The sequence below is a fragment of the Rhodococcus sp. NPDC076796 genome (assembly GCF_040702765.1).
Taxonomy (GTDB): Bacteria; Actinomycetota; Actinomycetes; order Mycobacteriales; family Mycobacteriaceae; genus Rhodococcoides.
Map to the genome: position 1 here is coordinate 118417 of NZ_JBFBMS010000010.1, position 25051 is coordinate 143467.

The following is a 25051-nucleotide window of genomic DNA, read 5'->3' on the forward strand; positions in this document are numbered from 1 at the left end:
CACGAATCGGCGGGTCTCGACCGCAGGAATCCCGTGGAGAATATTCTGTGCTGTGATCGTGCCGCCCTCGGCCCGACTTTGCCAGAAGTGAGCGGAGACGAAAGCGTGGAGTGGTTCGATTCCCTGTCGTTGATCGACGGCCCGGCACCGGTGATCGTGTCCGTTCTCGGTGCCCTCGGTGGTCTGTGGCTGCTCTTCTCGCGATCGCGGCGATACGCCACGCGGGCGCTGCCGATCGCCGCGACGGCAGCGATCGTCGTCACGGCGATCGGCTACGTGGTGGTCGAGAAGGTGTGGCGACCGTTCCCGGACCCGATAGAGACCGCGATCTACGTGTGGATCGGAGTCGGCCTCGCTGCGCTGTTCGCGGTGATTCCCAGGTCGGTGGCCGCCCGGGGGGTGCTGGGCACCGTGGCGTCCGTGCTGGCGATGGTGTTCGTGCTGGCGGCGTCGGCCCTGCACGTCAACCTCGAGTTCGACGCCTATCCCACCGTGGGCAACGCTCTCGGGGCAGAGTCCGCGGCGCGCATTCAATTCTCGGATGTGCCCGCTCCGGTAGAGCAGACCGTGACCGGCACGCCGCTGGACTCGGTCTGGACCGCGCCCGCCGACCTGGGCGCCGCCGGGAGGATCACCTCCGCCTCCATTCCGGCCACCGCGTCGAACTTCTCCGCCCGAGATGCGGAGATCTACCTGCCGCCCGCCTACTTCGCCGATCCTCGTCCGCTCCTTCCGGTTCTCGTACTGCTCGCCGGTCAGCCGGGAGCACCCGAGGACTGGCTCAACGGCGGAAAGCTCGCCGAGACCATGGACAACTTCGCTCGCGATCATGCAGGTCTCGCGCCGGTTGTCGTCGTCGCGGACGGAACCGGGTCGTCGATGGCGAATCCGCTCTGTGTCGACTCGCCGCTGGGCAACGTGGACACGTATCTCTCCCGCGACGTTCCCGACTGGATCGACAGCGCGCTGCAGGTGGACCCGAATCGCGCGCATTGGGCGATCGGTGGACTGTCCTATGGCGGTACGTGCTCGATTCAGATGGCGACCAATCATCCCGATGTCTATCCCACGTTTCTCGACCTCTCCGGCCAGCGCGAGCCGACTCTCGGCGATCGAGACCGAACGGTGCAACAGGCCTTCGGAGGAAACTCTGCGGCGTTCACCGCCATCAACCCGCTCGACCTGCTGAAATCACGTCAGTACCCCGACTCGGCCGGTATTTTCGTCGTGGGGTCGGACGACAACGACTACAAGCCGGGCCAACAGGAGATGTACGACGCGGCGAAGGCCGCCGGAATGGACGTGCAGTACGTGGAGGTACCGGGCGGACACAGCTTCGCGGTGTGGTCGGAAGGCCTCCGACGTGAGCTCCCATGGTTGGCAACGAGGACAGGGTTGATTTCGTGAACGTGACCGATCCGGAACGACCGTCCGCGGCGAACGCCGAAGCACCGACCTCGGCGGTGGGAGACGCGCACGATCCCGCCGAACCGTCGTGGATGTCCAAGCGCACCGAGTCACTGAGGTCGGGTGCGTCTGCGGTGATGCGCCAGCTTCGGCGGTTGTGGGCGCTCATCGTCTTCGGTGCCGTGGGAGCGCCGGTCAGTTTCACCCTGCTCGCCGTCGTCTGGGTGATAGGCATCGTCGCCGCTGTCGTGGACAACCGGGGGGAGATGGACAAGTACTTCGCCGTGGGCATCATGCCGTTCGAGCACTGGCATCTATGGACCCCGCTCACCTCGGGTTTGGCGGCGCCCAATATCGCGGGATGCGTGGTGGCCACGGTCGGGGTGCTGCTCGCCGCCGCACCGATCGAACGCCGTATCGGATCCCGTCGCTTCGCCGTCGCGGCGTTCGTGACGCAAGTGGCCGGTTCGCTGTTCGGCCTCGGCCTCGCGGTCCTGGCCAAGACCTTCGACGCGGACTGGGGATTCCGGCTGCACGTCGGAACCGCTGTGGGCCCGACGACCTGGATCTTCGGCGTGGTGCTGGTCGCGACCTCGCGGATGGATACGTTGTGGCGCAGGCGTATCCGTGTGGGCGTGCTGGCCCTGCTGGTGACGTTGGCACTGTTCGGTGGGCACCTGCAAGACGTCGTTCGGCTCGCTGCGGCGGTGATCGGCCTGATCGCGGGCCCGTGGATCGTCGGCCGATCGGCACGTGGACCTCGATTGGCGGGTACCCAGCGCGAAGGCCGGGTGCTGGTCGCGCTGATCGTCGCCGCGAGCGCCCTGGGTCCGGTGCTGGCGGCACTGAGCCCCAACGCTGTCGGGCCGTTCGCGGTACTTCGTGACGTGGTGCGGGGAGTTCCGTACACGGCGGCCGAGGTGCGCGAAATCTGCGCCGACGCGACCACCGACCCGGTCGAGTGTCGGCGTGGTCTGCTCGATCTCAGACTCGGGGGAGTCGGCCCGACCATCCTGAGCATCATGCCGTCGCTGTTCCTGCTGGTGGTCAGCGACGGCCTGCGTCGAGGCAGGCGTTTCGCATGGGCGATGGCGGTGGTCTCGCAGGGCATTCTGCTCGCATTGTCGGTGGCCAACTTCGCCATCCGGTTCCTCGAGTCCGGTGACGACCAGTCCCTGTTCTACGGATTGGAATCGCCGACGGCGTACCGCACTGCGGTGCCGTTCCTGCTGCCACTGATCGTGTTGCTGGTCCTGATCATCACCCGCAAGTTCTTCGACGTGTCGGCACCGTCGGGTACCTATCGTCGATGGGCGGCCTCGGTGGTCGGGGTGGGGGTGGGACTCGCCCTGATCTACTCGATCGGCGGGTATCTGGCCCGAGACGGCTTCGCCGATTCGCCGTCCTTCGGCGGCTTGCTGGCGGACTTCCCGCAACGATTGATTCCCCCGGTCTACCTGCAGTGGCTCGAGCCCGCACTGCTCCCGCAGAGCGCACCGACCACCCTGCTCTTCGAGTGGACCGGCGTGGTGTTCTGGGTGGTGGTCTGTGTGCTCGCCGCGAGTACCTTCCTCACCCCGGTGTACGGCACCGAGACCGACGCCACCGAACGGGCCCGCGGATTGCTCATGTCGAGCAGCGGGTCTGCTCTGTCGTGGATGACGACCTGGCGCGGCAACAAGTACTGGTTCGGTGCCGACGGCCGCAGCTATGTCGCCTACCGGGTCATCGCCGGCGTGGCACTGACCACCGGGGATCCCGTCGGTCCGCGGGAGTCCTTGCGGGACAACGTCGTCGAATTCGCCGAGTTCGCGTCCGAGAACGGATGGATCCCGTGCTTCTACTCCGTCACGCCCGACGTCCGCCGCATCACCGACTCCCTCGGCTGGGGAGGAATCCAGGTCGGTGAGGAGACGGTTCTCGACCTCGACGGAATTGCATTCACCGGCAAGCGGTTCCAGGACGTACGGACTGCTTTGAACAGAGCGAAGAAGGCCGGCGTCGTTGCCGAGTGGATTCGCTTTCCTTCGGCCCCGCTGGCGATCACGGACCAGATCACTGCGATCTCGGAGGAATGGGTCGCGGACAAGGGCATGCCCGAGATGGGCTTCACTCTCGGCGGTCTCGAGGAGGTCGACGACGAGAACGTACGGTGCCTGATCGCCGTCGACGAGCACCGGACCGTGCACGGTGTGACCTCGTGGATGCCGGTGTACGAGGACGGCGTCATCGTCGGATGGACACTCGACTTCATGAGGCGCAGATCCGAGGGCTTCCGGCCCACGATGGAATTCCTCATCGCTTCGGCCGCTCTGCTGCTCGAACAGGAGGGGGCTCGATTCCTCAGTCTCTCCGGCGCACCCCTGGCCAAGGTCGACGAGAAGCAACCCGAACACGTCTCGAGTGCCGAGCAGTCGACGCTGTCGGGATTGCTCGAGCGGTTGCTCGACGTCCTCGGACGCACCCTCGAACCCGTCTACGGATTCCGTTCGTTGTTGGCGTTCAAGTCGAAGTTCCAGCCCCGCTACGAACCGATGCACATGACGTTCGCGGATCCGGCCGCACTGCCCAGTATCGGTAATGCGATCGGGCGGGCATATCTGCCCGACGTGTCGATCGGTCAGGGTGTCAAGCTGGTGCGCACGATGATCGAGCGGTGAGGCTCCGCCCTACCGCTCGGTGGATGCAACTGCGGCGGAACGACTTTCCGACCGGACCGGTCCACCGACCGACCCATAGACGTGTCGGGTCCCGATCGGAACGATGAGAGGACGATCGGACATCGGATCGTCGATCACGGTGGCCTCGAGGCCGAACACGTCGAGCAGAAGCTGCTCGGAAATGACGTCCTGCGGCCGACCCGAGGCGACGATCTCTCCCTGTTTCATCACGATCAACCGGTCGCTGTAGCGAATCGCCAGGTTCAGATCGTGCAGGACCATGACGATGGTGCGACCGAGTTCGTCGTGCAGGCGGTCGACCAGATCCAGTACCTCGATGGAGTGCGCCAGATCGAGGTACGTGGTCGGTTCGTCGAGCAGAAGGATATCGGTGCCCTGGGCCAGTGCCATCGAGATCCAGGCGCGTTGCCGCTGGCCACCGGACAGCTCGTCGACGGGTCGGTCGGCGAGGTCGCCGACACCGGTCAATTCGAGTGCGTTCGCCACCTCGGCCTCGTCGTCCGAGCTCCACTGCCGGATCCACGACTGGTGCGGGTGACGACCGCGTGAGACGAGATCTGCGACGGTCAGTCCTTCGGGGGCGGTCGGTGCCTGCGGCAGCATGCCGAGGGTGCGAGCCACCTCTTTCGTCTTCATCGAGGAGATCGCTCGACCGTCGAGCATCACGCTGCCGGCCTTGGGCTTGAGCAGACGGCCGAGCGAACGCAGCAGCGTCGACTTTCCGCAGCCGTTGGGCCCGATGACCGTGGTGATGACTCCGGTGTGAATCTCGAGATCGAGGTGCTCGACGATGGTGCGGTCGCCGTAACCGAGGCTCAGATCGTTCGCGATCAGACGCGAGGTGTGGCTGGTTGTCATACGGAGGCCTTTCGATTACTGCGAACGAGTAGGTAGAGCAGGAACGGTCCGCCGAGGGCCGAGGTGACGATGCCTACCGGGAGCTCCACCGGCAGAATGGTGCGAGCGATCAGATCGCTTGCCACGACGAGTAATCCACCGAGAAGTGCCGACGCGATGATCGGCGGACCTGGCGTTCGCAGCACCCTCAGCGCAATCTGAGGAGCGGCGAGCGCAACGAATCCGATGGGTCCCGCGGCGGCGGTGGCGATCGCGGCGAGTGCGACGGCAGCGAGCAACATCATGGCCTGACTGTGTTGCAGACGAACACCGAGCGACCTCGCGTTGTCGTCGCCGAGTCGCAGGGCACCCAGCGTGAACGTCGCAACGACGGTGCCGCCGCCGACCAGGACGACCGCTGCGGCAACCGGCCAGACCGCTGCCCAGTCCGCTCCGTTGAGCGAACCGTTGAGCCAGACCTGAGCGCGGGACACGTCGTTGATGTCGGCGCTGATCAGCAGCCAGCCGATCACCGCGGTGAGCATCGCGTTGACGGCGATGCCGACCAGAATGAGGCGGAACCCGTCGACGCCCTTGCGCCAGGCGAGGGCATAGATCGCGATCGCAGTGAGCAGCCCGCCGATCAGTGCTGCGAGAGGAAGGCCGAGGGTGGCGAGCAGCCCGCTGAAGCTGCTGCCACCGCCGAGCACGATCAGAGCGACGGCTGCGGCACTGGAACCGGCGGTGATGCCCAGGATGTCGGGGCTGGCCAGGGCGTTGCGAGAGATCGACTGAGTGATCGCGCCGGAGATGCCGAGGGCAGCACCGACCAGGAGGCCGGTCAGTGATCGGGGCAGTCGCAGGTCCATCACGATGAACCGTTCGATCCTCGAACCGCCGCCGAGCAGCACGTCGAGGACCGCCGTGATCGACAGCGGGAAGTCGCCCCGTCCGATGTTCACGCACATGACCAGCACCAGAGCTGCAGCCAGTAGGACGGTCGTCAGCACCATCAGCGGCCGCCGGACCATCGAGATCGGACCGAGGCGGAACGCAGGCCGGGTACGAACGACAGCAGGGCCGGGCGTCGGTGTGGGGGACTGCAGGTCGGCGGTCACAGGCCGACCAACTTCCGGCGTCGAACGAGAGCGATGAAGAACGGTGCCCCGATCAGTGCGAGAACGATGCCCACCTGGAGTTCGCCCGGGCGCACCACGACCCTGCCGATGACGTCGGCGATCATGAGCATGACTCCGCCCATGAGGCCCGCATAGGGCACGAGCCAGCGGTAGTCGGGTCCGGTCACCGCACGGGCGATGTGCGGAACGACGAGGCCGACGAACGCGATGGGCCCGCACGCTGCGGTCGCGGCACCGGTGAGCAGCGTGATGGCGAGGATGCCGACGGTTCGGGTGATCGCGATGTTGGTTCCGAGCGATCGTGCGACGTCCTCGCCGAGGCTCATGACATTGAGGCCGGGTGTGCTCGCCAGTGCGATGAGGACGCCGATCACCAGGAACGGCAAGACCTGCCACAGTACGTCCAGGCCGCGTCCTGCAACGGATCCGACCACCCAGAAGCGGTAGCCGTCCAAGCTGGTCTGATCGAGCAGTACGACGGCATTGGTCATCGCCATCAGGAAGAACGCGACGCCCGCACCGGCGAGGGCCAGATTGATCGGACTGGATCTGCCCGACCCTATCGATGAGAGTCCGAACACGACGATGCTCGCCACCGCCGAACCGGCGAAGGCGAACCACAGGTATTGACTGGGCGAGGTGAACCGGAACAGGTAAATGGCCATCACGACGAAGAACGCCGCTCCGGCGTTGAGGCCGAGCAGGCTGGCGTCGGCCAACGGATTGCGGGTGTGCCCCTGGATGAGAGCGCCTGCGATACCGAGCGCGATACCGACGACCAGTGCGAGCACGGTGCGGGGAATGCGCAGCGTGCGCACGATGATGTCGGTGTCGGTGCCCGTCGAATTCAGCAGTGCATGGGCGATTTCGGCGAAGGTCAGTGGCCGCGCGCCGATGGCGATGCTGGCGAGTATGCCGGCGACGAGTGCGGCGACCAGGACGGCCAAACCGAGCAACCTCCGCCGCCGAATGGCCGCGACCGAACCGTCTTTGGGGATGGGCTCGAATCCTTCTGCCGCAGCAGCCTTTTCATGCACCACCTCGGACGATGCAGCGCCGATCCGGAATTGCCGGCGAAGGGCACGACGAGCACCGATCGGACCGTGCGTGGCGCTGTCGCGCAGTGTCAGTCCCATCCAGCGTCGACCGGTGCTCTGGCCTTCGTTGCCGTCGCGGTAGCCGCGATTCCAGACGAACAGAGCCAGCGCGACGCACACCGCGATGGTGCCGAACACGAATCGGTCCGCCTGGCCGCCGCCGTTGTCGTCACGTAGCGCGTCGACGATCGACCAGCCGACGAACAAGGGGACCAGCACGATCAGTGCGTCGATCGCGGCCGCAGCGATGCGAGTGCCACGCGGCGGCGGCCCGGTCGGCACGTCCTCGGTCCCGTAGGACTCGTCGGACGACCGGCGTGCGCCGTGCGGGCCGAGTAGCGGAGCTGTGGTCACAGTGCTCGTGACTCCTCGCTGTTTCGAAGGGACTCGGTTTAGGTTACGGAACCCTTGCTCGACACGTGAGGCGAGGTAAGGGTAGCGGTGCCTGACCCGCTTTACGATCTGGTTAGGCTAACCTACATTTGTCGGGCAGGGGTGCGACGCGTGCACCCGCCGAGAACCTAAGGAGCGATCAGGTGTCAGTTGCAACAGCGTCGTACACGGGCTGGGCCGATGTGCATCGATTCTCGAATCGATCCGGCGGGGCGGCGCTGTTGGCCGACTCGTGCGCGACCCTGCGTGCACTCAATCCCGACTACCCACGGATGTACGCGGTGGCCGCCATGGCGAACGAGGGCAAACGCCGTTGGTGGCAGTTGGCGGTAGGGCTCGAGGACGGTCGCGTCGAGCAGATGTACCGACGATCGCTCGAGGATCTCGATGTTCCCGAGGCTGCGGCAGTGCAGGTCGCGACGGCCCTGATTCACGCCGTCGTCGGACGCGTGTCCGCGCTGCTGGTCCTGGAGGCACGCGCCTGGGATCCGGGCATCGACAATCTGTGGATCCACATGGACAGCGACGGCGGGATCGATTGGGCGGGAGTGGCATCACCGATCCTGCGAGTGCTACCCGAGGATCCCGCCGCGGGTGAGCCCGGCACGGTCACGCTTCCGTGTGAACAGGCCCTGTTGGTCTGGACTGCACATCGCTGCACGACGTCGCTCGGCGCGGTGTTCCGCGCGATCGCCGATCGTGCTCCGTTGGACGCGCGTGTCTTCTGGGCCCTGGTCGGTGACGCCATCCTCGGGGCCTCGACGTATGTTCCGATTCTGGCGGGGGCGAGTGCATCGGCAGGTGCCCGCCGAGGTCAGCTGCTCCTCGACGCCATGGTCGCCGCTGGGGCTCCCGTCCGTTCACGCGTCGGGGTTCCGGGGCGCGCGAGACTCCGGGCATCGTGAAGGTCTTGCGCTTGAACTAAGGTTTGCCTATGCTGACTTCGTACCAACGGATCGCGCCGGAGTCCTGAGGGCTGCAGTGACTCCCGGTCCTTGCCACGGTGGGCCTCTCGTTCTTCGACGAACGAGAGGCCCACCGATTTTTGTGGGTCGAGCGTCGTGTATCTCTGAACGAGAGTCGACAGCCGAGTCGGCCGGACCATCTCGACGCAACCGGAAGGCACAGCTATGACGGACTCGAACGGCACCACGGGGGAGACCACCTTCGACACCATGACGCCGGAACAGCTCACCGAATTGTGTGCACGAGGGTTCGACGGGGTCGTCGGCCTGCGATACCTCGAGGTCTCCGGCGACGAGGTGCGCGCGGAATGGACCGTCACCCCGCAGCTCCATCAACCGGCCGGAATCATGCACGGGGGCGTGCTGTGCTCGGTGGTCGAGTCGGTGGCCAGTATCGGTGGATCGGCCTGGTTCGGCGCGCGCGGCCACGTCGTCGGAACCAACAACAACACCGACTTCCTACGCGCGACTCGGTCGGGAACCCTGACCGCGCACGGACATCCGATTCATCGGGGACGTACGCAGCAGCTCTGGCAGGTCGACATGACGGACGAGAGTGGACGCCTGGTTGCTCAGGGCAAGGTCCGGCTGGCGAATATCGAAAACACCGCACATCTGGGACAGTGATGCCCATGACGGGCCACAACGACCATGCTGCTTCCTCGCTGACTTCCGACGCGTTCGATCGCCTCGAATCACTGTTCGGTCCCATCGACGACGAACTCGCGCAGCACTATCCGGGTGACCGAGTCGGTGGCCAGCCCTCTCACACCGTCTATGTGTCGGCCGCGGATGCCTCGGCAGCTGTGCCCGCCGAATGGGGTGCCGCCGCCCTGGCAATCCTGGACGCCCACCCCGATGCGTTCGCCGGACTCGACACCGAAAACGCACTACCCCTCGTGCGCGACCGACTCGGCAGTGCGCCCATCCAGGACCTCCGATTCGACTTCGAGGACGGTTACGGGTGGCGATCCGATGCCGTCGAGGACCGCCACGCGAGGGCGGTCGGGGCAGCGCTGTCCGCCCTGGCCGAAGATTCGGCAGGTCCGACGTGGCTGGGAATTCGCGCCAAAGGGCTTGCCGCACATGAGCGTCGGCGCGGAATCCGCACCCTGGAGCTGGTCCTGGACGGAGCCGGGGGAGTGCCCGACGGCTTCGTGTTCACCGTCCCCAAGCTCCGTGCCGCCGCGCAGGTAGCCGCTGTGGTCGCGCTGTGTGAGGAGCTCGAGCGTGCGCACGGCCTGCCCGATCGAGCCCTTCGATTCGAGCTGCAGATCGAGAGCCCGCAGGCGGTGATCGGGGCGGACGGTACGGCGACGCTCGCGCGGGCGATCATCAGGGCGGACGGCCGCTGCACCTCCCTGCACTACGGAACCTACGACTACAGCGCCGCCTGCGGAATCACCTCTGCGCAGCAATCATTGGCCCATCCGGTGGCGGACCACGCGAAGAACGTCATGTTGGTGGCAGCGGCACAGACCGGGGTGTGGGTGTGCGACGGTTCGACCCAGGTGGTGCCGACGGGCGACCCAACACAGGTGGCGGCGTCCGCGCGTCGACACTTCGAGCTGGTGACCAGATCCCTCGAACGCGGCTTCTATCAGGGCTGGGACATGCATCCCGGACATCTGGTGACGCGATGGTCGGCGACCTTCGGCTTCTTCCGTCAGGCCATGCCGGTAGCTGCTGCTCGGCTGGGCAGCTACCTCGATCGCCAGGGTGGTGAGGTGATGGACGAGCCGGCGACGGCGCAGGCGTTGGCAGGCGTTCTGGTGCGGGGGTTGGATTCGGGCGCGTTCGGCATCGCCGAACTGCAGAACGTGGCTGCCGGTATCGACCGAGACGTGCTGCGGGGACTGCTCGATCGATCGGTGACCGTGCCGCTCGGATGAGGTGCGTCGGCGCGCTCCGCTGCCGACGGGTCGCAAGCGTGTCAGAATTGCCGGGCACCATCACCGATCGGGACGGAGAACTCCAATGCGGTTGTCTCCGCACGAGCAGGACCGACTGCTCGTCAGCTACGCGGCCGAACTCGCTCGGCGTCGCCAGGCACGCGGCCTCAAACTCAATCACCCCGAGGCGATCGCGGTCATCACCGATCACCTCCTCGAGGGTGCCCGCGACGGCCGATCGGTCGCAGACCTGATGTCCTCTGGTCGCGAGATTCTCGGTGCCGAAGACGTGCTCGACGGTGTGCCCGAGTTGCTCCCCGAGGTGATGGTGGAAGCGACCTTTCCGGACGGCACGAAGCTGATCACGGTGCACGAGCCGATCTCACCGAAGCGGGGTGACGGCCACCTGATTCCGGGCGAGATCATCACCGTCGCAGGCGACATCGAGATCAACGACGGCGCCGAGGTGATCTCCATGGCCGTCGTCAACGCGGGAGATCGACCGGTACAGGTGGGCAGCCACGTGCATTTCCCACAGTCCAACGCAGCTCTGCAATTCGACCGCGAGCGGGCGCACGGCTTCCGCCTCGACATCCCCGCGGGCACGGCGGTGCGGTTCGAGCCCGGCATCGAACAGACGATTCGGCTCGTGCCACTCGGTGGCACGCGCGAGGTATACGGATTGAGCATGACACCTCCCGGAAAGTTGGACAGCTGATGGCGCGCATGAGTCGCAGTCGATACGCCCAGTTGTTCGGCCCCACCACGGGTGATCGAATCCGCTTGGCAGACACCGATCTTCTGATCGAGGTCACCGAGGACCGCAGTGGTGGCCCGGGCAACGCCGGTGAGGAGGCGGTGTTCGGCGGCGGCAAGGTGATCCGTGAATCGATGGGGCAGTCCCGAGCCACCCGCGCCGACGGTGCTCCCGACACGGTGATCACCGGGGTCGTCGTCGTCGACTACTGGGGAATCATCAAGGCCGATCTCGGTATTCGCGACGGACGCATCGTGGCACTGGGCAAGGCAGGCAATCCCGACACCATGACCGGGGTGCATCCCGATCTCGTCATCGGACCGTCCACCGAGATCATCGCGGGCAACGGGAAGATCGTCACGGCCGGCGGCATCGACTGTCACGTCCACCTGATCTGCCCACAGATCAAGGAGGAGGCTCTCGGCGGCGGCATCACCACCGTGATCGCAGGCGGTACCGGCCCCGCCGAAGGCAGCAAGGCCACCACCGTCACCCCGGGTGCATGGCACCTGTCCCGGATGCTCGAGTCGCTGGACGACTGGCCGATGAACATCGTGCTCCTCGGCAAGGGCAACACGGTCAATCCGGACTCGATGTGGGAGCAATTGCGCGCCGGCGCATCGGGATTCAAGCTGCACGAAGATTGGGGATCCACCCCTGCCGCGATCGACGCGTGCCTGCGAGTGTGCGAGGACGCAGGAGTTCAGGCAGCACTGCACTCGGACACCCTGAACGAGGCCGGATTCGTCGAGACCACCCTCGATGCGATCAAGGGTCGCGGAATCCATGCCTATCACACCGAGGGTGCGGGCGGCGGGCACGCACCCGACATCATCACCGTGGCGGCGCAGCCGCACGTCCTCCCCAGCTCGACCAACCCGACGCGTCCCCACACCGTCAACACCCTGGACGAACACCTGGACATGCTGATGGTGTGCCATCACCTCAGTCCATCGATTCCGGAGGATCTGGCCTTCGCCGAGAGTCGAATTCGGCCGTCGACCATCGCAGCCGAGGACCTGCTGCACGACATGGGTGCGATCTCGATGATCGGCAGCGACGCTCAGGCAATGGGCCGGATAGGTGAGGTGGTTCTGCGCACGTGGCAGACGGCACACGTGATGAAGTCTCGTCGCGGCTTCCTGGCCGGCGACAACGGAGCCGACAACAATCGAGTGATGCGCTACGTCGCGAAGTACACCATCTGCCCGGCCGTCGCCCACGGCCTCGACGACGAGATCGGATCGATCGAGCCGGGCAAACTCGCCGACCTGGTGTTGTGGGATCCGGCATTCTTCGGTGTCCGTCCCCACATGGTCATCAAGGGCGGCATGATCGCATGGGCTGCCATGGGCGACGCGAACGCGTCCATCCCGACCCCGCAACCCGAACTACCTCGGCCGATGTTCGGTGCGTCGCCCAAGGCGGCGGCCGCGACGTCACTGCATTTCGTTGCCCCGCAGGCGATCGAGGACGGACTGGCCGGGCGTCTGAACTGCGATCGCCGGTTGGTTCCGGTCAAGAACGTGCGCGGTGTCAGGAAGTCGGACATGGCACTCAACGACGCTCTGCCCGATATTCGAGTCGATCCCGACACCTTCACCGTCCGTATCGACGGTGACGTGTGGACGGAGCAGCCGGCAACCGAACTGCCGATGGCGCAGCGATACTTCCTCTTCTGATGCCCGATGCCCGACTGCAGGTGACGACGCTTCTCTCGCTTGCCGATTCGCGCCTGCCCACCGGCGGACACGTGCACTCCGGCGGAGTGGAGGAAGCGATCGCCTCGGGCTTCGTTCGAGACATCACGACGCTCGAGGCGTTTCTGCGACGCCGTATCCGAACATCCGGGGCCACGACGGCATCCATTGCCGCATCGCTGGTGCACGGGTCGTCGAGCACCAGCGAGGCCGATGCCGAATCCGACGCACGAACCCCATCCCCGGCTGCCAGGTCTGCCTCGCGTGCTCAGGGCCGTGGACTGCTCAGGTTGGCCAAGTCCGCCTGGCCGCATCATGATTGGACGTCGATCGGGCGGAGGCCGCACCTGGCCGTTGCCGCTGGGCACGTCGGGCTCGCGGCGGGCCTGTCGGTTGCCGACACGGCCGCAGTGCAGGTGTACATCACCATGACCGGGTCGGCGATCGCCGCGCAGCGTCTGCTCGCGCTCGATCCGGCCGAGGTCGCGGCGTGCACCATCCGGTTGGGCGATTTCTGCGACGACGTGACCGCTGCGGTGTGCGAGTGCCTGCCCGAGCTGATGGAGTTGTCGGATCCGTTGCTGGACATGTTCGCCGAAGCCCACGCCGTCCGTGATCGGCCGTTGTTCGTATCCTGAATACCGATCCACTTTTTTCTCTAGCGACAAGGAGTTCGACATGCCCCCGCACCTGATCGACGGTGAGCCCCACGACCACGGTTTGGATCGGCCCAAGCGCGCACGGGTGGCAGGCGACGCGCTGCGCGTCGGGATCGGTGGACCCGTCGGTTCCGGAAAGACGGCGTTGGTGGCTGCGCTGTGTCGCGAACTGCGCGACGAGCTTTCGCTCGCCGTGCTCACCAACGACATCTACACCACCGAGGATGCGGACTTCCTGCGTCGGCACGCAGTGTTGCCCGACGAGCGCATCACGGCGGTGCAGACCGGTGGCTGCCCGCACACGGCAATTCGGGACGACATCACCGCCAACCTCGATGCCATCGACGATCTGATCGAGAACAACCCGCCCCTGGACCTGATTCTCGTGGAGTCCGGTGGCGACAACCTCACTGCGACCTTCTCGTCCGGTCTGATCGACGTACAGATCTTCGTCGTCGATGTCGCCGGGGGAGACAAGGTGCCGCGCAAGGGTGGTCCCGGTGTGACGTTCTCCGATCTGTTGGTCGTCAACAAGACGGATCTCGCTCCGTACGTCGGAGCCGACCTCGGCGTCATGGAGCGGGACGCGGCCCAGGTGCGTGAGGGGCGACCGACTGCGTTGATCTCCCTCACCGACGATCCGTCGGCGACCATGGTGCTCGAGTGGGTGCGGGAGCAGCTGAAGGTGATCGCCGACGCCGACGCGCATGCCCACACACACTGAGCGTCGATGCACACAGAGCTCTGCATCGACGCGAGCCGCAGCCGGAGCCCGCGCATCACCTCGGTGGGCGGACTCGCCGGCCGCCAGACGGGACCGGACACAGTCCACCTGATCGGTACCGCCGCAACTCCTCTCGGCGGTGACACCATCGTGGTCAGAATATCGGTGGCGGCCGGGGCGCACCTGGAGGTGCGCAGTGTCGCGGCCTCGTTGGCGATGCCCGGTGGGCTACACCGTCACTCGTCCGCGCAGTGGCACTTCGAGGTCGGTGCAGGCGCGTCGCTGGTCTTCGATCCCGAACCGATGGTCGTCGTCTCCGACGCCTCGCATTCGGTGATCAACTCCGTTGCGCTGGAACAGGATTCGACCCTGTGGCTGCGTGAGCGTACGCAGATCGGCCGCTTCGAGGAAGCGTCGGGACACTGGAGCAGTGCGATGCGATGCGATGTCGGAGGCAGCCCGTTGCTACGTCATCGAGTGGAACTGGGCGCGGGATCGGTTGCGCACGATGCGTTGTCGGCACCGCTGTCGATGTCGAGCACGCTGCGATATCCCGATACACGGGCGTCCGAGGTCGACTTGGCCGACGGGACCGTCCGGCTGGCGCTGGCCGGAGGCGGTTCGCTGAGTACCTCTGTGGGTCGTCGCCTTCGGCACGCCGAACTGGATGTGTGAGACCCGGCGTGCTGCACAACGAACAACGCATCGGCCGACGGTGTCCCGTCGGCCGATGCGTTGTGTGAGAGCTGGTTTCAGCCCGCTGCCTTTTCTCGTTCCTGCTCCGAATCAGCTGCGGCAGCCTCGACGGCACCCGTACGTTCGAGCGAGTTGAGTTGCTCGATGGCAAGTCGCGCGAACACCTGCTGCTCGGTCGACGCCATCTGAGCCCGACCTCGGCCGAGGAACGTCACGAACCACGAGATGACGGTCGTGATGCGGCTGCGGTAGCCCACGAGGTAGTACAGGTGCAGCGCGAGCCACATGAGCCAGGCGATGAATCCGCCGAATTCGAGTTTGCCGACCTTGGCAACCGCGTTGAATCGCGACACCGTTGCCATCGAACCCTTGTCGAAGTACTTGAACGGGGTCCGCTGGGCGGGATCGTCCTCGCCCTTGACCGACGCCTTGATCAGCTTGGCGGCGTATGTCGCTCCCTGGATGGCACCCTGTGCCATGCCCGGAACGTCCTTGACCGACATCAGGTCGCCGACCACGAACACGTTCGGATGGCCCTTGACGGTGAGGTCCGGTTCGACCAGCACCCGTCCGGCGCGATCGGTTTCCGATCCGGACTGGTCGGCGAGCTGCTTGCCGAGGGGGCTGCCCTGCACGCCTGCGGACCAGACCTTGCACTGCGCCTCGATACGACGCGTCGTGCCGTCCTTCTCCTTGACCGTCAGGCCGTCGTTGTCGACGTCGGTGACCATCGCGTTGAGCTGAATTTCGACGCCGAGCTTCTCGAGCCGCTCGGCAGCCTTGCGGCCGAGCTTCTCGCCCATCGGCGGCAGTACGGCGGGCGCGGCGTCGAGCAGGATGACGCGGGCGTCACGCGGATCGATGTTGCGGAAGGCTCCGTCGAGGGTGCGATCGGCGAGCTCGGCGATCTGCCCGGCGAGCTCGACGCCGGTGGGACCCGCGCCGACGACCACGAAGGTCATGAGGCGGTCCTTCTCCTCCTGATCGTCGGAGAGTTCGGCCTGCTCGAACGCACCCAGGATGCGGCCACGCAGTTCGAGTGCATCGTCGATGGTCTTCATGCCGGGCGCGAACTCGGCGAAGTGATCGTTGCCGAAGTAAGACTGCTGAGCGCCTGCTGCGACGATCAGGCTGTCGAACGGAGTGACGGTGATGCGTTCGAGGAGCTTGGACGTCACCGTCTTGGCCTCGAGATCGATGTTCAGCACGTCTCCGAGCAGCACCTCGGCGTTCTTCTGCTTCCGCAGAATGACGCGGGTGGTGGGAGCGATCTCGCCGACCGACAGAATGCCTGTCGCGACCTGATAGAGGAGAGGCTGGAAAAGGTGGTGTGTCGTCTTCGCGACGAGGGTGATGTCGACGTCGGCTTTCTTGAGCGCCTTGACGCCGAACAGACCTCCGAACCCGGAACCGATGACGACGACGCGGTGACGCTTCGATTCGAGCGGTTGGATGCTCATTACCTGCTCCCTAACGATTGCGGTGTGAGGTCAACGGTAGTCGCCATCCATCTCGACGTCTCGACAAGGTCGTCGTGTCTGTGGTGGCAGCGCACACCTACCGGCCGGCCGCTGCGCGCTTCGCCAGTTCCACGGTCGCGGCCCGCAGTTCGGTGGCCGAGTCGATCGGAGTTGCATAGCCGACCCTGGTGTACGCGATTCCGCGCGGTGTGAGCACCTTCAGATCCAGTCCGTAGCGGTCGGCGGCCGTGCACTCGGCGGACGTGGCATCGGGAAAGCCGCCCAGCTCGCGGGCCATGGCAGTCAGCGACGACGAGTGGTCGGCGTTGAGGTGCTCGATCGCGTACGCGGAGGTCGGCGACACCGGATCGGGCGCGGCCCGGGAATACGCTTCGGCGGTTGCCGAATCCATCCGGCCGTATCCGCCGACCCACCGGACGCGATGCACCCGCATGATCCACAGCGTGAAGTCGCTGTAGTCCAGGTAGTACTTCGCCGCTGGTACGCCGTCGAGATGCGCCGCGCGTGCTGCGGCCAACTCGTCCCCCTCGGGCCGCTCGACCACGCCTGCCAGCGTGATTCGGCCCGACGCCAGTGGATCGGTTTGCGATTGCGGCGCCACGATCGACAGGCTCATCCGTTGATCGCCTGCGAGGTTCCGTCCGTGCTCGGCCATGCGCGAGACACACAGAACCGGAGCGCCGTCGAGCAATCCGTACGTGACGAACGAAGCCCAAGGATCGCCGTCCGCGGTCAGGCTCGCAAGAGTCGCGGTGTTCGTGGACGCTGCGATCGTGCGCGCTTCCTCGGCTGCGGAGGGACGACGGTCGTCGACGACCGGGGCCAGGGGAGGGGGAACGGACGGGGCGTCACCGGGGTCGCCGTGATCGAGTGCCATGCGCAGAAGCTTACGACGATGACCTACAGGAGGTCTCCGGCATGGATCAGAGCGTCGGCGACGAGTGCGACGCCGAGCACGACGAAAATGATGCGCACCGTCGGCGGGCCGTACCGCATCAGGGCTCTGACGGTCGCGGTGAACGCGCGCCTGGAACGTCGACTTTTCCTCGACGCCAGAATCAGAACAAGGATGGGCGGTAGCAGCCCGATCAGGCAGTAGGCGACGACGATGGCCGGCCACCACGTCGGGCGGGGATCGTAGGTCGAGAGCATCGTCAGCCCGGCTAGATACGGCACTGCCGTCGGGCCCTGCACCAGACCGATCGTCAGTCCGGTCAGGGCTACGACGGGAATGCTGGAGCCGGCTCGAGCTGCCCACTCCGGTGGGCGGCGTTCGGTGGTGCGCAGAGCACCGAGAGTGATCAGTACCAGCCCGACCGCGAGTTCCGTGCGATACCGGACCGTGGGAGTGATGGTGAAGCCGAACAGATCGGTGAAGAAGTCGATGCCGAGAACGGTGAGGATGCCGAACGTGGTCGTAGCGGTGAACACTCCGCCGACGAAGGCCAGCCCGGCTCGAAACGGAGACCGGCGGGTGGTTCTCGCGTGCACTGCGATGGCAGCGGTGACGCCGATCAGCAACACGTCGAGCGAATCGAGTAGCGCGAATCCGACGAGCGCGAGCAGCAAGGTCACCATGGAGGGTTCAGGATATCGGTCGGGTGAAACCGACCTCCTCGGTGACTACGGCCACGGCGGTCCGGCCAGGAGCGGTCTGGTTGTCCCAGTACATGTTGGTGTGCGCGATGACCTGCTCGGGTGGCGGCGCGCCCCATTCGGTCAGATCCTCGGCGGTGTGGGCATCGCTCACCAGCGTCACGTCGTATCCGCGTACCAGGGCTCCGTGCAATGTGGACCTGATGCAGAAGTCCGTGTGCGCGCCGGCGATGACGACGTGCCCCACGCCGGAGGCGGCGAGCTCGGCTTCGAGACCTGTGTCCTCGAAGGCGTCGCCGTGCTTCTTGTGGACGATCGGATCGCCTGGATCGACGGGCAACTCGTCGAGAAGTTCCCACCCTCGCGTTCCGAAGGCCAAATCCCTGTCGGAGGAGTGCTGCACCCAGATCACCGGAGTGCTGGTGTCTCGTGCGCGGGACACCAGCGTGAGGACGTTGTCGACGACGCGTTGTCGCTCGTGGACGCCGACCATCACGTCGTTCTGCACGTCGATGATCACCAGTGCGGTTGCGGGCCGCTGAGGCAGGGTGGTCACGGTAACTCAGCTCCCGACGTACGCGGCCAGGTGCCGGCCGGTCAGAGTCGAACCGTCCGCGACCAGATCGGAGGGTGTGCCCTCGAACACGACGAGGCCGCCGTCGTGCCCGGCACCGGGACCGAGATCGATGATCCAGTCTGCGTGGGCCATGACGGCTTGATGATGCTCGATGACGATCACCGACTTGCCCGAGTCGACCAGCCGGTCGAGCAGCCCGAGGAGCTTGTCCACATCGGCGAGATGCAGTCCGGTGGTGGGTTCGTCGAGCACGTAGATCCCGCCCTTGTCGGCCATGTGCGTCGCCAGCTTGAGGCGTTGGCGTTCTCCACCCGACAGAGTGGTCAACGGTTGCCCGATCTTCAGATATCCCAGCCCGACGTCGTTCAATCGCTGCAGAATCTTGTGTGCCGGCAGCAGTTTGGCTGCGCCGTCGGAGAAGAATTCCTCGGCCTCGGCGACCGACATCGACAACACCCCGTCGATGTTGCGACCACCGAAGTGGTACTCCAGTACCGAAGCTTGGAATCGCTTGCCCTCGCACTCCTCGCACACCGTGGCGACCCCGGCCATCATCGCGAGGTCGCTGTAGATGACGCCCGCGCCGTTGCACGTCGGGCACGCGCCTTCGGAGTTCGAGCTGAACAGCGCGGGTTTGACGGCGTTCTCCTTGGCGAACGCCTTGCGGATCGGTTCGAGCAAGCCGGTGTACGTCGCGGGGTTGCTTCGGCGCGACCCACGTATCGCCCCCTGATCGACCGACACCACACCGTCTGTCCCCGAGAGCGATCCGTGAATGAGTGAACTCTTGCCCGAGCCTGCGACGCCGGTGACGACGACCAGCACACCGAGTGGAACGTCGACGTCCACCTCGCGCAGATTGTGGGAGTCCGCGCCGCGAATTTCGAGCACTTCGGAGAACTCGCGTACAGACTCTTTCAGCGATGCCCGATCGTCGAAATGCCGACCGGTGACGGTGTCGCTCCGGCGCAGCCCGTCGACGGTGCCCTCGAAACAGACGTGCCCGCCTGCGCTTCCCGCACCGGGACCCAGATCGACGACGTGATCTGCGATGGAGATCGTCTCGGGCTTGTGCTCCACCACCAGAACGGTGTTTCCCTTGTCCCTCAGCTGAAGCAGCAGGTTGTTCATTCGCTCGATGTCGTGGGGATGCAGACCGGTGGTCGGCTCGTCGAACACGTACGTCACATCGGTCAACGACGATCCGAGGTGACGAATCATCTTGGTGCGCTGAGCCTCTCCTCCGGACAACGTTCCCGACGGACGATCCAGGCTCAGGTAACCGAGCCCGATCTCGACGAACGAGTCGAGGGTCTCCCCGAGCGTGGTCAGCAGCGGTGCCACCGACGGTTCCTTCAGGCCGCCCACCCACTTCGCCAGGTCGCTGATCTGCATCGAGCATGCGTCGGCGATGTTGACGCCCTTGATCTTCGACGACCGAGCACCTTCGTTGAGCCTGGTTCCGTGGCAGTCCGGGCAGGTGGTGAAGGTGATCGCGCGTTCGACGAAGGTGCGGATGTGGGGCTGCATGGCGTCGACGTCCTTGGACAGGAACGACTTCTGGATCTGCGGCACGAGTCCCGAATAGGTCAGATTGATGCCCTCGACCTTGATCTTCGTGGGCTCGCGATAGAGCAGATCGTCGAGTTCCTTCTTGGTGTACTTCGAGATGGGCTTGTCCGGGTCGAAGTACCCGCAGCCGCGAAATATTCGGCCGTACCAGCCTTCCATGCTGTAGCCGGGGATCGTGATCGCGCTCTCGTTGAGTGACTTGCTCGCGTCGTAGAGAGCGGTGAGATCGAAGTCGCTGACCGAGCCTCTGCCCTCACAACGCGGGCACATGCCACCGGTCACGGAGAACGACTTCTTCTCGGTGGTCTGCCTGCCGCCCTTGTCCACCTTGTACGCGCCTGCACCGGACACCGACGCGACGTTGAACGAAAAGGCCTGTGCGGAGCCGATGTACGGCTTTCCGATTCGGCTGAACAGAATTCGGAGCATGGCGTTGGCATCGGTTGCGGTGCCGACGGTGGAATGGGGATTGGCGCCCATACGCTGTTGATCGACGATGATCGCTGTGGTGAGTCCGTCCATGACGTCGACATCCGGGCGGCCGAGCGTCGGCATGAATCCTTGAACGAAGGCACTGTAGGTCTCGTTGATCATGCGCTGTGATTCGGCCGCAATCCTACTGAAGACCAGCGAGCTCTTGCCGGAGCCGGAGACGCCGGTGAACACGGTCAGTCGCCGCTTGGGCAGCTCGACATCGATGTCCTGAAGATTGTTCTGGCGCGCCCCCTGTACACGAATCAAATCGTGACTGTCGGCAGCGTGCGGTGCCGAGCCCTGCGTGACCTTCTTCGTCGCCATGAGCAGTCACGCTAGTCGTACCGGAACGTGCACGCTTCTCGATTCCTGATCGATTCCGGTGGCGGACAGGGCAGCGTCGAGTCGTCTCAGATCGGCCGCGGAGGACTCGAGAAGTGGGCGTCGCACGGTCGCGTCGGAGATGACGCCGATCCTGACGAGCGCGGCCTTGGCCATGATGGCTCCCTGCGTCGTGCGCATCACGGCGTCGGTCAACGGCAGCAGCGATCGCTGTACTGCGTTCGCTCGGTCCAGGTTGCCCACGCCGACTGCAGCGATCAGCTCGGCGTAGCGGTCTGCAACCACGTTGCCGGTGACGCTGACCAATCCTGTTGCACCGCAGGCGAGGTAGGGGAGCGCGAGTTCGTCGATTCCGCAGTAGTAGGCGAGGTCCGTCGAGGACATCACTGTCATGGCCTCGTACAGATCACCCTTCGCGTCCTTGACGGCACCGATGAGGGGGTGAAGGGAGAGCTCCACGAGCGTCGACGCCTCGACGGCCACACCTGTGCGCGCCGGGACGTCGTACACCATGGTGGGCAGCCCACCTGCCTCGGCGATGGCGACGATGTGCTCCGCGATGCCGGCCTGGGTGGGGCGCGAATAGTAGGGAGCGGTGATCAAGAGTGCGTCGGCGCCGGCTGCCGCTGCGGACCGAGCCATCTCGATCCCTGTGGAGGTGTCGTTGGTGCCCACTCCCGCGATCACTCGAAGTGCGTGATCCGAGTGCCTGCGAGCTCGAGCGATCAGCTGCGAGATCTCGTGGCCAGTCAGGGTAGGTGCTTCACCGGTCGTTCCGGCGATGACGACGCCATCGCATCGTGTCGCCGACAGGTGCGCGAGAAGGGCATCGACGCCCGCTCGGTCGAGCGATCCATCGGGGTGCATGGGGGTCGCCATTGCGACGATGTTCGTGCCGAAGATCGTCGATCTCGGCGACGGAGTGGTGGTCATGGTCCGAGTGTGGACCGCTCGATACATGAGGTCCAGCGATGCATTTTCCGCATTACTGCGTACTGTTGCTTCATGATCGACGTCGGTGCCCTGCACGCCCTTCGCGCTGTGGCAGCCCTCGGCACTCTTGCTCGGGCCGCCGACGAGCTCGGCTACACCTCCTCGGCGATCTCCCAGCAGATCAAACGACTGGAACGACAGATCGGCACCCCGGTGCTGGCACAGGCCGGTCGGGGAGTCGTGCTCACCCCCGCAGGTCGGGCGGTGGTCGAGTCCGCGGGAGAGGTGTTCGACGCTCTCGAACGGTGCGTCGAGGCGGCTCGATCCGCCGACGAGGGCGTCGCACGTGGGGTCGTTCGGCTGGTCGGATTCTCGACCGCCTTGCGCGGCTTGCTGGCACCGTCGCTGATCGAGCTGAATCGACGGTGCCCCGATCTGACGGTGCACATCAGCGAGGAGGATCCGGACCGTGCACTGCACAGCGTGTACGCCGGGGCCGCAGACCTGGCGCTGGTGCACGACGCAGACGGAGTATCGGTGCCCGCTCCTCCCTCGGTTGTTCGGCGACCGATTCACACGGACTTCGGCGACGTGATCATGAAGCGAACTCACCCCCTCGCCCGACGCGAGACCGCGTTGACCCCTGCCGAACTCGCTCGGTACCCGTGGGTGACGAGCCCGGCCGGGACGGTGTGTCACCAGTGGTTTCGTCGGCTGTTCGCCGAGACGTCCGCCGAGGTCGACGTTCGCCATCTCGTGGACGACTTCTCCACGCAACTCACGCTGGTCGAAGCGGACGATGTGCTCGCTCTCGTGCCTCGCCTCGCGCGCCCGTTGCTCGGTCCCGGTCTCGTCGCGATTGCGCTCGAGCGCGCCCCCACTCGTGAGGTGCAGGCCGCGTGGCGGCGCAGCGCCGACGCCAGCCCGGCAATTCATGCCGTGCTGGACGTCCTCGATGCGGCCTCGCGCTGAGTATTCAGAACCACCAGCTGTCCGGTTGCTCGCGTCATCGCCACGTACTTGTCGACGGCACCGGCGATTCCCGATCCGAACGAGTCCGGGTCGATCAGGACGACCAGGTCGAATTCGAGCCCCTTCGTCATCTGTGGTGTCAGCGAGCGGATGCGCTCCGAGGGCGGGAACGTCGGATTGCCTATCACACAACCGATTCCGTCGACGTTCGAGTCCAGCCATCGATCGAGGATCGATGGCAGATCTGCCGCGTCACCGTACTCGACGGGCACACCGGTGCTGCGGATGGAGACCGGAACATTGGCGTCCGACAGCGCGGCGCGGATCACCGGCTCGGCCTCGGCCATGACTTCCTGCGGGGTGCGGTAGTTGACGCCGAGGGTCGCAATTCTCACCCGGTCGAGTCCGACCCGTCCGAGCCGTTCGCGCCAGGACTCGGCGAACCCCTGCCGCGCTTGCGCGCGGTCTCCGACGATGGTGATGCTGCCCGACGGGCACCGGCGCAGGACCATCTGCCACTGCGCATCGGTCAACTCCTGCGCCTCGTCTACGACGATGTGTGCGAACGGCCCCGCCAACGGATCCGACGGGATCTCCTCGAAGCCCGCCGCATCGACGAGTGCATCGCGAATTCCGTCCTGCCGCAACTGTGCAGCCATCATCTCGTCGTCGTCCGCGGCCATGAGTTCGTCGACGACGCGGTCCATTCGCACCCGCTCCGCAGCCGCGGCCACCTCGCGACGCCGGGTGCGGCGTGAATGCTCGGGATCTCCGAGCCGCATTCTTGCGGCGTCGAGCAGCGGCAGATCGGACACCGTCCACTGCGTCGGATCGGGTCGCTGGAGTGAACCAATCTCCTCGGAGCGGAGCCAGGGTGCGCACGAGCGGAGGTACGCCGGCACACTCCACAGGTCTGCGACGAGGTCGGCAGCATCGATGATCGTCCAGGATCGTTCCAGCTCCGTGCGTAGAGACTCGTTGATCTGCAGGGAGTTCCGTATGTCTGTCGGGGCCTCGTCGCCGTCGTAGCGGTCGGTCAGAATCGTCAGCAGCAGGTCCCAGATCTGTTCACGAGCCTCGTTGTGTGGAGTGCCGGGATCGGGTGCCCCGAACGCCTCGGCCCAGTCGGCCGGAGTCAACGTCAGATCGGCCCATTCGGTCTCGACGATCATGGTCCGAGTCGGCGGCTGCTCGTAGAACGCAACGGCCGCCTCTATCGCCACGTTCATGTTCGCGGCCGCTTTCAGTTGCGCCACAGCAGGATCGGTCTCCTCGATCACGTTCGTTCCTTCGGTGACGAGATCCCGGAGCGTGCAGGTCCGCACACCGTCCTCGCCCAGACTCGGTAGGACGTCGGAGACGTAGGCGAGGTACGGCTCGTGTGGGCCGACGAACAACACGCCGCCGCGGCTGTGTCCGAGACGCGACTCCGTGTACAGCAAATACGCGGTGCGATGCAGGGCGACCACGGTCTTCCCGGTTCCCGGACCACCGTCGACGACAAGCGCGCCGCGGGCGTCCGCTCGAATGATCGCGTCCTGATCTGCTTGAACGGTGCCCAGCACGTCACGCATTCGCGGTGAACGTGCCGTACCGAGACTGGCGATGAAGGCAGACTGATCGTCCAGCGCAGCCTCGGTGATCGGTCCGGTCAGGTCGAACACCTCGTCCCAATAGTCGGTGATGCTGCCGTTCGTCCACCGATATCGACGACGACTTCGTAGCCCCATGGGATTGGCGTGAGTGGCACCGAAGAAGGGTTCGGCCGCGGGGGAGCGCCAGTCCACGAGGAGTTGCTCGCCCGCAGTTCCCAGCAGTCCGAGTCGTCCGATGTACACCGGCTCGTCCGCGTCGGCGGTCACGACGCGCCCCAGGCACAGATCGACCCCGTAGCGGCGGAGTGAACGGAGACGACCGCCCAAGCGATGGATCTCGAAGTCTCTTTCCATCACCTCTCGGCCCATTCGACCCGACGACTTCTGCGCGGCCTCGAGCCGCGCCACCGTATCGAAACGAGACTTCTCGATACTCGAGTGGACCGCTGAAAAGTGTTGTTCGTCTTGGCCGATCAATGCCGAGTCGCGCTTGCGTGCGAGATTGTCGGGTAGGTCGAAAACACTGGGGTGCGGATGTTTCACAGGACTCCGATCGATTGCT

Annotated in this window: 21 protein-coding genes; 11 read left to right on the forward strand and 10 right to left on the reverse strand. The window is 65.5% G+C overall.

The genetic code is table 11. The features are described from left to right. The first annotated feature begins 105 nt into the window (after window positions 1-105). Window positions 106-1407, forward strand: coding sequence for an alpha/beta hydrolase-fold protein (locus tag AB0366_RS23120; protein ID WP_366246033.1), 1302 nt, complete (start codon window positions 106-108; stop codon window positions 1405-1407). Window positions 1408-1544: 137 nt separating this feature from the next. Continuing rightward, window positions 1545-4067, forward strand: coding sequence for a DUF2156 domain-containing protein (locus AB0366_RS23125; RefSeq protein WP_366246034.1), 2523 nt, complete (start codon window positions 1545-1547; stop codon window positions 4065-4067). Between the two features lie 9 nt (window positions 4068-4076). Here the strand turns inward: AB0366_RS23125 and AB0366_RS23130 are convergent, their stop codons facing one another. From AB0366_RS23130 to AB0366_RS23140, 3 genes are all read right to left on the reverse strand, one after another. After that, a complete protein-coding gene (locus tag AB0366_RS23130) occupies window positions 4077-4946 on the reverse strand; it encodes an ABC transporter ATP-binding protein (RefSeq protein WP_366246008.1) in 870 nt (289 codons plus the stop codon). Beyond that, window positions 4943-5956 carry an iron chelate uptake ABC transporter family permease subunit gene (locus AB0366_RS23135; RefSeq protein ID WP_366246036.1) on the reverse strand — a complete coding sequence of 338 codons (1014 nt, stop codon included), beginning with the start codon at window positions 5954-5956 and terminating at the stop codon, window positions 4943-4945. The genes AB0366_RS23130 and AB0366_RS23135 overlap by 4 nt, the downstream gene beginning before the upstream one ends. 83 nt (window positions 5957-6039) lie before the next feature. After that, a complete protein-coding gene (locus AB0366_RS23140) occupies window positions 6040-7515 on the reverse strand; it encodes an iron ABC transporter permease (protein WP_366246009.1) in 1476 nt (491 codons plus the stop codon). Between the two features lie 221 nt (window positions 7516-7736). On the opposite strand from AB0366_RS23140, the gene AB0366_RS23145 reads away from it, so the two are divergent. The 8 genes from AB0366_RS23145 to AB0366_RS23180 all read left to right on the forward strand — a co-directional run bounded on the left by AB0366_RS23145 (window position 7737) and on the right by AB0366_RS23180 (window position 14926). Beyond that, window positions 7737-8459: a hypothetical protein gene (locus tag AB0366_RS23145; protein ID WP_366246037.1), complete on the forward strand. Its 723-nt coding sequence runs from the start codon at window positions 7737-7739 to the stop codon at window positions 8457-8459. A gap of 270 nt (window positions 8460-8729) precedes the next feature. Beyond that, window positions 8730-9146 (forward strand): PaaI family thioesterase, encoded by a 417-nt coding sequence (locus tag AB0366_RS23150; protein ID WP_259468162.1) that lies wholly within the window; start codon window positions 8730-8732, stop codon window positions 9144-9146. 5 nt (window positions 9147-9151) lie between these two features. After that, a complete protein-coding gene (locus tag AB0366_RS23155) occupies window positions 9152-10411 on the forward strand; it encodes an aldolase/citrate lyase family protein (protein ID WP_366246010.1) in 1260 nt (419 codons plus the stop codon). Between the two features lie 85 nt (window positions 10412-10496). Next, window positions 10497-11129: an urease subunit gamma gene (locus AB0366_RS23160; protein WP_366246011.1), complete on the forward strand. Its 633-nt coding sequence runs from the start codon at window positions 10497-10499 to the stop codon at window positions 11127-11129. Next, window positions 11129-12850 carry an urease subunit alpha gene (locus AB0366_RS23165; RefSeq protein WP_121869825.1) on the forward strand — a complete coding sequence of 574 codons (1722 nt, stop codon included), beginning with the start codon at window positions 11129-11131 and terminating at the stop codon, window positions 12848-12850. Before AB0366_RS23160 ends, AB0366_RS23165 begins: the two co-directional genes overlap by 1 nt. Continuing rightward, window positions 12850-13506, forward strand: coding sequence for an urease accessory UreF family protein (locus tag AB0366_RS23170; protein ID WP_121869826.1), 657 nt, complete (start codon window positions 12850-12852; stop codon window positions 13504-13506). The genes AB0366_RS23165 and AB0366_RS23170 overlap by 1 nt, the downstream gene beginning before the upstream one ends. Before the next feature lie 40 nt (window positions 13507-13546). Continuing rightward, window positions 13547-14251, forward strand: coding sequence for an urease accessory protein UreG (gene ureG / locus AB0366_RS23175; protein WP_366246012.1), 705 nt, complete (start codon window positions 13547-13549; stop codon window positions 14249-14251). A gap of 6 nt (window positions 14252-14257) precedes the next feature. After that, a complete protein-coding gene (locus AB0366_RS23180) occupies window positions 14258-14926 on the forward strand; it encodes an urease accessory protein UreD (RefSeq protein ID WP_366246013.1) in 669 nt (222 codons plus the stop codon). Window positions 14927-15003: 77 nt separating this feature from the next. Here AB0366_RS23180 and AB0366_RS23185 read toward each other — a convergent pair whose 3' ends face one another. The 6 genes from AB0366_RS23185 to dapA all read right to left on the reverse strand — a co-directional run bounded on the left by AB0366_RS23185 (window position 15004) and on the right by dapA (window position 21922). After that, window positions 15004-16407, reverse strand: a complete 1404-nt coding sequence (locus AB0366_RS23185) for an NAD(P)/FAD-dependent oxidoreductase (protein ID WP_366246015.1) — start codon at window positions 16405-16407, stop codon at window positions 15004-15006. Between the two features lie 97 nt (window positions 16408-16504). Beyond that, the gene (locus AB0366_RS23190) at window positions 16505-17305 is read right to left on the reverse strand and encodes a DUF2470 domain-containing protein (RefSeq protein WP_121869830.1); all 801 of its coding nucleotides are present in this window, start codon (window positions 17303-17305) and stop codon (window positions 16505-16507) included. Window positions 17306-17328: 23 nt separating this feature from the next. After that, window positions 17329-18006: a GAP family protein gene (locus AB0366_RS23195; protein WP_366246017.1), complete on the reverse strand. Its 678-nt coding sequence runs from the start codon at window positions 18004-18006 to the stop codon at window positions 17329-17331. 7 nt (window positions 18007-18013) lie between these two features. Then, window positions 18014-18580: an isochorismatase family protein gene (locus tag AB0366_RS23200; RefSeq protein ID WP_366246019.1), complete on the reverse strand. Its 567-nt coding sequence runs from the start codon at window positions 18578-18580 to the stop codon at window positions 18014-18016. A gap of 6 nt (window positions 18581-18586) precedes the next feature. After that, window positions 18587-20971, reverse strand: coding sequence for an excinuclease ABC subunit UvrA (locus AB0366_RS23205; protein ID WP_366246020.1), 2385 nt, complete (start codon window positions 20969-20971; stop codon window positions 18587-18589). 6 nt (window positions 20972-20977) lie between these two features. Continuing rightward, the gene (gene dapA, locus AB0366_RS23210; protein ID WP_366246022.1) at window positions 20978-21922 is read right to left on the reverse strand and encodes a 4-hydroxy-tetrahydrodipicolinate synthase; all 945 of its coding nucleotides are present in this window, start codon (window positions 21920-21922) and stop codon (window positions 20978-20980) included. A 72-nt stretch (window positions 21923-21994) separates the two neighbouring features. Here dapA and AB0366_RS23215 point away from each other — a divergent pair, with 72 nt between their 5' ends. Next, on the forward strand, window positions 21995-22894 hold the full coding sequence (locus AB0366_RS23215; RefSeq protein ID WP_366246023.1) for a LysR family transcriptional regulator: 900 nt from the start codon (window positions 21995-21997) through the stop codon (window positions 22892-22894). On the opposite strand, the gene helR is transcribed toward AB0366_RS23215, so the two are convergent. Further along, the gene (gene helR / locus AB0366_RS23220; protein WP_366246024.1) at window positions 22855-25032 is read right to left on the reverse strand and encodes an RNA polymerase recycling motor ATPase HelR; all 2178 of its coding nucleotides are present in this window, start codon (window positions 25030-25032) and stop codon (window positions 22855-22857) included. The genes AB0366_RS23215 and helR overlap by 40 nt on opposite strands. Window positions 25033-25051 lie beyond the last annotated feature (19 nt).

What these genes read in the sequence shown, in the direction of transcription:
- AB0366_RS23170 (WP_121869826.1), top strand. Translation starts at nt 12,850, where the DNA reads ATGCCCGATGCCCGACTGCAGGTGACGACGCTTCTCTCGCTTGCCGAT.
- AB0366_RS23135 (WP_366246036.1), bottom strand. Translation starts at nt 5,956, where the DNA reads ATGGTCCGGCGGCCGCTGATGGTGCTGACGACCGTCCTACTGGCTGCA.
- AB0366_RS23180 (WP_366246013.1), top strand. Translation starts at nt 14,258, where the DNA reads ATGCACACAGAGCTCTGCATCGACGCGAGCCGCAGCCGGAGCCCGCGC.
- AB0366_RS23190 (WP_121869830.1), bottom strand. Translation starts at nt 17,305, where the DNA reads ATGGCACTCGATCACGGCGACCCCGGTGACGCCCCGTCCGTTCCCCCT.
- AB0366_RS23185 (WP_366246015.1), bottom strand. Translation starts at nt 16,407, where the DNA reads ATGAGCATCCAACCGCTCGAATCGAAGCGTCACCGCGTCGTCGTCATC.
- AB0366_RS23130 (WP_366246008.1), bottom strand. Translation starts at nt 4,946, where the DNA reads ATGACAACCAGCCACACCTCGCGTCTGATCGCGAACGATCTGAGCCTC.
- AB0366_RS23160 (WP_366246011.1), top strand. Translation starts at nt 10,497, where the DNA reads ATGCGGTTGTCTCCGCACGAGCAGGACCGACTGCTCGTCAGCTACGCG.
- AB0366_RS23155 (WP_366246010.1), top strand. Translation starts at nt 9,152, where the DNA reads ATGACGGGCCACAACGACCATGCTGCTTCCTCGCTGACTTCCGACGCG.
- AB0366_RS23195 (WP_366246017.1), bottom strand. Translation starts at nt 18,006, where the DNA reads ATGGTGACCTTGCTGCTCGCGCTCGTCGGATTCGCGCTACTCGATTCG.
- AB0366_RS23125 (WP_366246034.1), top strand. Translation starts at nt 1,545, where the DNA reads ATGCGCCAGCTTCGGCGGTTGTGGGCGCTCATCGTCTTCGGTGCCGTG.
- AB0366_RS23215 (WP_366246023.1), top strand. Translation starts at nt 21,995, where the DNA reads ATGATCGACGTCGGTGCCCTGCACGCCCTTCGCGCTGTGGCAGCCCTC.
- ureG (WP_366246012.1), top strand. Translation starts at nt 13,547, where the DNA reads ATGCCCCCGCACCTGATCGACGGTGAGCCCCACGACCACGGTTTGGAT.
- AB0366_RS23165 (WP_121869825.1), top strand. Translation starts at nt 11,129, where the DNA reads ATGGCGCGCATGAGTCGCAGTCGATACGCCCAGTTGTTCGGCCCCACC.
- AB0366_RS23150 (WP_259468162.1), top strand. Translation starts at nt 8,730, where the DNA reads ATGACGCCGGAACAGCTCACCGAATTGTGTGCACGAGGGTTCGACGGG.
- dapA (WP_366246022.1), bottom strand. Translation starts at nt 21,922, where the DNA reads ATGACCACCACTCCGTCGCCGAGATCGACGATCTTCGGCACGAACATC.
- AB0366_RS23205 (WP_366246020.1), bottom strand. Translation starts at nt 20,971, where the DNA reads ATGGCGACGAAGAAGGTCACGCAGGGCTCGGCACCGCACGCTGCCGAC.